This window comes from Streptomyces sp. NPDC004561, assembly GCF_053602155.1.
In genome coordinates, this window is sequence record NZ_JBSGDB010000443.1 from 1 (window position 1) to 7,271 (window position 7,271).

Annotated in this window: 7 protein-coding genes; 5 read left to right on the forward strand and 2 right to left on the reverse strand. The window is 71.4% G+C overall.

From position 1 onward, the window contains the following. On the reverse strand, positions 1-1,328 hold a 1,328-nt coding region (locus tag ACWEN3_RS37130), incomplete at its 3' end, for an MFS transporter (protein WP_452980326.1). Positions 1,329-1,425: 97 nt separating this feature from the next. Between ACWEN3_RS37130 and ACWEN3_RS37135 the strand changes: the two genes are divergently transcribed. Further along, the gene (locus ACWEN3_RS37135; protein WP_452980328.1) at positions 1,426-2,010 is read left to right on the forward strand and encodes a TetR/AcrR family transcriptional regulator; all 585 of its coding nucleotides are present in this window, start codon (positions 1,426-1,428) and stop codon (positions 2,008-2,010) included. A 21-nt stretch (positions 2,011-2,031) separates the two neighbouring features. Here ACWEN3_RS37135 and ACWEN3_RS37140 read toward each other — a convergent pair whose 3' ends face one another. After that, on the reverse strand, positions 2,032-3,321 hold the full coding sequence (locus ACWEN3_RS37140; RefSeq protein ID WP_452980331.1) for a PucR family transcriptional regulator: 1,290 nt from the start codon (positions 3,319-3,321) through the stop codon (positions 2,032-2,034). A gap of 165 nt (positions 3,322-3,486) precedes the next feature. On the opposite strand from ACWEN3_RS37140, the gene ACWEN3_RS37145 reads away from it, so the two are divergent. The 4 genes from ACWEN3_RS37145 to ACWEN3_RS37160 all read left to right on the forward strand — a co-directional run bounded on the left by ACWEN3_RS37145 (position 3,487) and on the right by ACWEN3_RS37160 (position 7,251). Beyond that, the gene (locus ACWEN3_RS37145; protein ID WP_452980334.1) at positions 3,487-4,413 is read left to right on the forward strand and encodes a proline dehydrogenase family protein; all 927 of its coding nucleotides are present in this window, start codon (positions 3,487-3,489) and stop codon (positions 4,411-4,413) included. 39 nt (positions 4,414-4,452) lie between these two features. Continuing rightward, positions 4,453-6,084 carry an L-glutamate gamma-semialdehyde dehydrogenase gene (pruA, locus tag ACWEN3_RS37150; RefSeq protein ID WP_452980337.1) on the forward strand — a complete coding sequence of 544 codons (1,632 nt, stop codon included), beginning with the start codon at positions 4,453-4,455 and terminating at the stop codon, positions 6,082-6,084. 178 nt (positions 6,085-6,262) lie between these two features. Then, positions 6,263-6,802 carry a GNAT family N-acetyltransferase gene (locus ACWEN3_RS37155; protein WP_452980340.1) on the forward strand — a complete coding sequence of 180 codons (540 nt, stop codon included), beginning with the start codon at positions 6,263-6,265 and terminating at the stop codon, positions 6,800-6,802. Positions 6,803-7,119: 317 nt separating this feature from the next. Continuing rightward, entirely contained in the window at positions 7,120-7,251 is a 132-nt protein-coding gene (locus ACWEN3_RS37160) for a hypothetical protein (RefSeq protein ID WP_107423614.1), read from the forward strand. The last annotated feature ends 20 nt before the right edge of the window (positions 7,252-7,271 follow it).

The following is a 7,271-nucleotide window of genomic DNA, read 5'->3' on the forward strand; positions in this document are numbered from 1 at the left end:
CCGTTGTGCGACGGCGTGTCCGGGATCTGGTACTTGTCGCCGCCCGGCCCGGCCACGTCGATCACGCCCTTGCCGTAACTGGAGTAGTACGACTTCTCCAGCAGGGAGGAGGCCGTACCCGCCCGCTCCACCGGCGCTGCGCTCATCGCCAGGTCGGTCAGCTGGGACATGATCGCGACCACCCCGCAGGCGAGGACGCCGGCCCCGGTCAGCGCCAGCCACAGGGATTCGGTGCCGGTGCAGGCGAGCAGTGCGAAGCCGGCCGCCATGGTCGCGAAGCCGCCGGCGACGACGTACCCCCGGTCGACGCCCCGCTGCACGAGCTGCGCGGTGAGCGGGCCGGCGACGCCGATGAACACCGAGGGCAGCAGGCTCCACAGCGCGGCATCGAGCGGGCTCTTGCCGAGGACCGACTGCAGGTACTGCGTGGTGAAGATGGCCGAGCCCATCATGCCCAGCGACGAGACGAGGTTCAGGACCAGCGCCGGGGTGAAGCCGTGGCCCCTGAGCAGGGCCGGCGGGATCAGCGGGGAGGCGTGGGTGCGCTGCCGGCGAACGAACAGGGCGGCGAAGAGCAGGCCGACGGTGATCGAGACGACGTACAGCGGGTGCCAGCCCTCGGAGGGGATCTCCTTCAGGCCGTAGACCACGGGGAGCACGGCCGCCATCGACAGCGGGACGCTCGGCCAGTCGAACCGGCCCGGCTCCGGGTTCCTCGACTCGGGCAGCAGCACCGGGCCCAGGACCAGCAGCAGGGCCATCGCGGGCAGGTTGACCAGGAAGACCGAGCCCCACCAGAAGTGCTCGACCAGGATGCCGCTCATCACCGAGCCGAGGGCGATGCCGCCGGTCATCACCCCGGACCACAGACCGATCGCCTTCGCCCGCTCGGCCGGGTCGGTGAACATCGTGCGCAGCAGGGCCATGGTCGACGGCATCAGGGTCGCGCCGCCGATGCCGAGGAGCGCGCGGGCCGCGATCAGGGTCTCGGCGCTGTTCGCGTAGGCGGCGAGGAGCGAGGCCGCGCCGAAGGCGGCGGCGCCCGCCAGCAGGAGCCTGCGGCGGCCGATGCGGTCGCCGAGCGAGCCCATCGTCATCAGCAGGCCGGCCAGGACGAAGCCGTAGATGTCGTAGATCCACAGCTGCTGGGTGCCGCTGGGGTGGAGGTCGGCGCTGATCGCGGGGGTCGCGAAGTACAGGACCGAGACGTCCATGGAGACCAGCAGCAGCGGCAGCATCAGCACGCCGAGAGCGGTCCACTCGCGGCGTCCGGCGCGGGTGGGGGAGGGCGGGGACGTGATCGGGGTGGTGCTCGTCGGGTTCGTCATGCCGAGGACTGTACGCACGTCTTAAACGCTTGTCTAGAACGCTTGTATAAGTCAGTTGTCTAGGACGGTTGTATGGATCGCGCGGTAGGGTGGCGGCATGGGACACCGTGAGGATCTGCTGGAAGGCGCCAAGCGCTGCCTGCTGGACAAGGGGTTCCTGCGCACGACCGCGCGGGACATCGTCAAGGAGTCGGGCACCAACCTGGCGTCCATCGGCTACCACTACGGGTCGAAGGACGCGCTGCTGGTGCAGGCGTACGTCTCGCTGATCCAGGGCGTGGGCGAAGGCTTCGACCCGGCCCTGAGCGGCGAGTTCACCCAGCCGCCGGGCTCACTGGAGCGCTTTCGCGAGGCGTGGGAGGTCATCATCCGCACCGTGCCGGAGTCGCGGGCGATCTGGCTGCTCAGCTTCGAGCTGATGTTCCAGGACGACCGGCTCGGGGAGGTGCGCAAGCTGCTGGCCGAGGCGCAGAAGGAGGGCCGATCGGGGCTCGTGCCCCTGTTCAGCGGCATCCCGGAGGCCGAACTCGACCAGGAGACCGTCGAGACCGAGGGCCGCTTCTACATGACCCTCCTCAACGGCCTCATGGTCCAGTGGCTCTTCGACGCGGACTCGGCCACCGACGCCGGGCAGCTGACAGAGGGCCTGCGACGCGTGATCGAACGGGCCGGCAAGAGCTGAGGCGCCGTCGGCGGACCCGTTCTACAGCCGGGCCCGCTTCAACGCCATGTGCAGCAGCAGCCGGTCCTCGCCGTCGTCCAGGTCCAGGCCGGTCAGCCGCTCCACGCGGGAGAGCCGGTAGTACAGGGTCTGCCGGTGGATGCCCAGCTCGGCGGCCGTGCGGCCGGCCTGGCCCGCGCAGTCGAGGTACACCTCCGCGGTGCGGGCCAGCTCCCGGTGGGCGGGGGAGAGCAGCGGGCCGGCCACGGGATCGTGCACGGACTCCGGCGGCAGCGCGGTCAGCAGCCGGTACGGCCCGATGCCCCGCCACTCGGCGACGGGCCCCAGCCGTGGCTCGGCCAGGGCGGCCCGGGCGGCGGCGGAGGCCTCCTGCCACACCGTGCCCAGCTCGGCGAGACCGCTACGGGGCTCGCCGACCCCGGCGGCGCTCCCCACTCCCGCGGCGGCCCCGGCCGCTCCCGTGAGCCCCGCCGCGGCCGCGGCCGCCACCCGCGCCCCGGCCCCGCGCGCCGCGGCGCCCCGCCCCCCGCGCGCACCCCCGGCCTCCTTCAGCAGCCGCGTCGCCGCCGCCAGCGCGGGGGTGCTCACCTCCGTGGTCCGCAGCCGCACCAGCAGCGCGAGGCTCTGCGCAGACGTCCCCCACGGCAGCGTGCACAGCGCCGTGGCGTGGGGGACGGTGCGCGCGGCGGGGGCGTCGTCCGGGTCGGCCGACGGCCAGGGTGCGACGCACACCAGGGTGAGGGGGCCGTCGGCGCGGGCGCCCAGAGCGGTGCGGAGCTCGGCCACCGCCATGTCCCGCTGCCAGCCGCGTTCCGCGGTGAGCACGGCCCGCAGCTCCCGGCTCAGCCCGGCCCCGGCCTCCGCCTCGTCCGCGAGCAGCGCGCCGATCCGGCCCGCCACCCGCATGGCGGCGGCCAGCTGCGCGTCCGTCGGCCCCGCGTCGCCCTCCAGGAGCCAGACGTAGCCGAGGACGACGCCCCGGTGGCGGGCCGGCAGGCAGATACGGCCGCGGTACACCCCGGCCTCCGTGCTCGGCGGGATCCGCACCGGCCCGGTCGCCCGGGTGATGCCGAAGCCCTCGAACCAGGCGCGCACGGTCGCGGTGGAGCGCCGGGTCAGGATCGAGCGGGTGCGCACCGGGTCCAGGGCGGAGGGATCCAGTTCGTCCTCGGAGTCGTACGCGCCGAAGGCGATCAGCTCGAAGTCGCGGTTCTCCAGGGTCGCCGGGACGCCCAGCAGCTCCGAGATCTCGTCCACCAGCTCCTGGTAGTCACCCTGGTAGTCGGCCGTCACCCCGGTATTCTCCCGCATTTCCCGGCGGCCCTCATACATCTGTCTGAGATCTGGTGCGCGGATGCGTGACAGCTGTCCGTGGCCGAGGATCGAAGAGATCCCTAGGTTTCACGGTGGTTCTCCGTGCCGTACCCGAATGGTCGGGTGATGGCCGTTCTGGTGCTTTGTCTGTGGAGGTGCCCCGTGCTGGGTCCCGTGATTCTCGCCGCGTCGCGCAGTGACCGGATGCGACGCCTGATCTCGGCGGCTCCGGTGACCAAGCAGGTCGTCGACCGCTTCATCCCCGGTGAGACCGTGACCGACATCGTCCCGATCGTCCGGGACCTGACGGCCAAGGGCCTGGAGCTGACGATGGACGTCGTCGGCGAGGACATCACCACCCCCGAGCAGGCCGCCGCCGCCCGGGACGCCTACCTGGAGCTGATCGACCGGCTCGAGGAACTGGAGCTCGGCGCGCGCGTCGAGATGTCGGTCAAGCTGTCCATGTTCGGCCAGGCGCTGCCCGGCGGCCACGAGCTGGCCCTCGCCAACGTCCGCCCGGTCGTCGAGGCCGCCGCGGCCATCGGCACCACCGTCACGCTCGACGCCGAGGACCACACCACCCTCGACTCGATGTTCGCCATCCACGAGGAGCTGCGGAAGGACTTCCCGCAGACCGGGTGCGTCATCCAGGCCTACCTCTTCCGCACCGAGGCGGACGCCCGCCGCCTCGCGGAGTCCGGCAGCCGTGTCCGCCTGGTCAAGGGCGCCTACAAGGAGCCCGCCGAGGTCGCCTACCAGCAGAAGCACGAGATCGACAAGGCCTACGTGCGTATCCTGAAGACGCTGATGGAGGGCGAGGGCTACCCGATGATCGGGTCCCACGACCCGCGCCTCATCTCCATCGCCCAGGAGCTGGCCCACCAGGCCGGCCGCAAGCTGGACGAGTACGAGTTCCAGATGCTGTACGGCATCCGCGGCGACGAGCACCTGCGGCTGGCCGCCGAGGGCCACCGCATGCGCGTGTACACCGCCTACGGCACGGACTGGTACGGCTACTTCATGCGCCGCCTGGCGGAGAAGCCGGCGAACCTGCGCTTCTTCCTCCGCTCGATGGTCAGCAAGGGCTGAGCCCGAACACCCGCTCACGTACAAGGAGTCAAGGATCTCATGGACGCTGTGACCCAGGTCCCCACCCCGGTCAACGAGCCGGTGCACGGCTACGCCCCCGGCTCGCCCGAGCGCGCCCGCCTGGAGGCCAAGCTCAAGGAGCTGGCCGAGAACCCGGTCGACCTGCCCATGACCATCGGCGGCGAGAAGCGGATGGGCGGCGGCGAGCCGTTCCAGGTGGTCCAGCCGCACAACCACAAGGCCGTCATCGGCACCCTGCGCAACGCCACCCGGCAGGACGCGCAGGATGCCGTCGACGCGGCCCTGGCCGCCGCGCCGGCCTGGCGCGCCATGTCCTTCGACGACCGCGCCGCGATCATCCTGCGCGCCGCCGAGCTGCTGTCCGGCCCGTGGCGCGAGACGATCGCCGCGTCCACCATGCTCGGCCAGTCGAAGACCGCTCAGCAGGCGGAGATCGACAGCCCGTGCGAGCTGGTCGACTTCTGGCGCTTCAACGTCCACTACGCCCGCCAGATCCTCGCCGAGCAGCCCCCGGCGAACTCCCCGGGCGTGTGGAACCGCATGGACCACCGCCCGCTGGAGGGCTTCGTCTACGCGATCACGCCGTTCAACTTCTCGGCGATCGCGGCGAACCTGCCCACCGCCCCCGCCCTGATGGGCAACGTGGTGGTCTGGAAGCCGTCCCCCACCCAGACGCACGCGGCCGTCCTGCTCATGCGAGTGCTGGAGGAGGCGGGTCTGCCCAAGGGCGTCATCAACCTCGTCACCGGCGACGGCATCGAGGTCTCCAACGTCGTCCTGGAGCACCGTGACCTCGCGGGCATCCACTTCACCGGCTCGACCAAGACCTTCCAGTACCTGTGGAAGACGGTCGGCAACAACATCGAGAAGTACCGCGCCTACCCGCGGCTGGTCGGCGAGACCGGCGGCAAGGACTTCCTGGTCGCCCACCCGAGCGCCGACCGCGCGGTCCTCAAGACGGCCCTCACCCGGGGCGCCTTCGAGTACCAGGGCCAGAAGTGCAGCGCCACCTCCCGCGCGTACATCCCGGCCTCCATCTGGAACTCGGGCTTCAAGGAGGAGTTCGCGGCCGAGGTCGACTACCTGACCATGGGTGACGTCACCGACCTGTCGAACTTCATCGGCGCCGTGATCGACGACCGTGCCTTCGCCAAGAACAAGGCCGCGATCGACCGTGCCAAGGAGGACCCGACCTGCACGATCGTCGCGGGCGGCTCCTACGACGACTCGGTCGGCTACTTCGTCCGCCCGACCGTCATCGAGTCCACCGACCCGGAGAACGAGATCTTCCGGACGGAGTACTTCGGCCCGGTCCTCGGCGTCTACGTCTACGAGGACGACAAGTACGACGAGATGCTGGAGCAGATGGAGTCGGTCTCCGACTACGCCCTGACCGGCGCGGTCATCTCGAACGACCGTGCCGCCGCGGCCCACACGATGGAGAAGCTCCGCTACGCGGCCGGCAACTTCTACATCAACGACAAGTCGACCGGCGCCGTCGTCGGCCAGCAGCCCTTCGGCGGCGGCCGCGCCTCCGGCACCAACGACAAGGCCGGTGCCCCCCAGAACCTCCTGCGCTGGACGCTGACCCGCGCCATCAAGGAGACCCTGGTCCCGCCGACCGACTACAGCTACCCGCACATGGGCTGATCAGCCCCAGCGAACCCGGGCCGGGAAGCCTGACATCCGAGCAGGCTTCCCGGCCCGTAGCCATGTCCGGACCCGGCGACGGCTCCGGGGCCGCCTCCGCTTCTCGGTCGGCGCCGGCACCGGCAGCCGCACCTAACTTGTCAAGCGCATTTTAGAGGTTAGGGGTGATACTGGAGTCATGGCCCCCCGTCTCCGCCTCGTCCACACCGCCGGCCTCGGCCCCGCCGAACTCCGCGCCGTCCGTGCCCTCTTGGGCGAGGCGTTCGACGGGGACTTCTCCGACGAGGACTGGGACCACGCGCTCGGGGGCCTGCACGTGCTCGTCCATGACGACGCCGGGCTAGCCGCGCACGGGGCCGTCGTGCTGCGCCGGATCCGGCACCGGGGGCGCTGGCTGCGCGCCGGGTACGTGGAGGCCGTCGCCGTGCGGGGCGATGTGCGGCGCACCGGGCTCGGCGGGCGGGTGACGGCGGAGCTGGAGCGGGTGATCGACCGGGCCTACGACCTCGGCGCGCTGGCCGCGAGCGAGGACGGCGCCCCGCTGTACGCCGCCCGGGGCTGGCGGCGGTGGAGCGGGCAGGTGCACGCCCTCGGCCCGCACGGGATCGTGCGGCTGCCGGAGGAGGAGGGCGGCGTTTATGTGCGGCCCGCGCTCGCCGGACCGCTCGACCCGGCCCATGAGCTGGTGTTCGACTGGCGGGACGGGGACATCACCTGACGGCCGGCCGCACCGCCCGGACCGGGATTCCCCCCCGCGCCGCCTCGGCCGGAGACACCCCTGAACGCACGAAAGGCCAGTTCAGGGCGGTGTGACCCGGTCCGCCGTCTCAGATAGTAGGAAGTCCGAGTAATTGGGCAGACAGAAGCGGCCTGCTCCCTTAGTTTTGTAGAAGCCGAACGTCTCGCTCGATCAAGCGAATGGCGGTCGTGAGCCGGGCCCGTGCAGGCAACCCCTGCGGCCGTCGCTCCCCGCCCCATCCGGCGTCTCGTATCCCCTCATCGCCATACTCCAGGTTGCCGAAGGAGTCGATTTCCATGGCCGAGACGACCGTCCGCCGCCGAGTCCGCCACGTGTCCCACGCGAGCGACTCCGACCGCAAGAACGCCGCCGCCGCCCTCCAGCGCGCCCTCGACCGCAGGGACAACGGCGGGGAGACCGGCCACTGAGCCGCCACCGATCCGGGAGC

Excerpts from the sequence above, each read along its gene's own strand:
- ACWEN3_RS37135 (WP_452980328.1), top strand. The coding sequence starts at position 1,426 with ATGGGACACCGTGAGGATCTGCTGGAAGGCGCCAAGCGCTGCCTGCTG.
- pruA (WP_452980337.1), top strand. The coding sequence starts at position 4,453 with ATGGACGCTGTGACCCAGGTCCCCACCCCGGTCAACGAGCCGGTGCAC.
- ACWEN3_RS37160 (WP_107423614.1), top strand. The coding sequence starts at position 7,120 with ATGGCCGAGACGACCGTCCGCCGCCGAGTCCGCCACGTGTCCCACGCG.
- ACWEN3_RS37155 (WP_452980340.1), top strand. The coding sequence starts at position 6,263 with ATGGCCCCCCGTCTCCGCCTCGTCCACACCGCCGGCCTCGGCCCCGCC.
- ACWEN3_RS37140 (WP_452980331.1), bottom strand. The coding sequence starts at position 3,321 with ATGCGGGAGAATACCGGGGTGACGGCCGACTACCAGGGTGACTACCAG.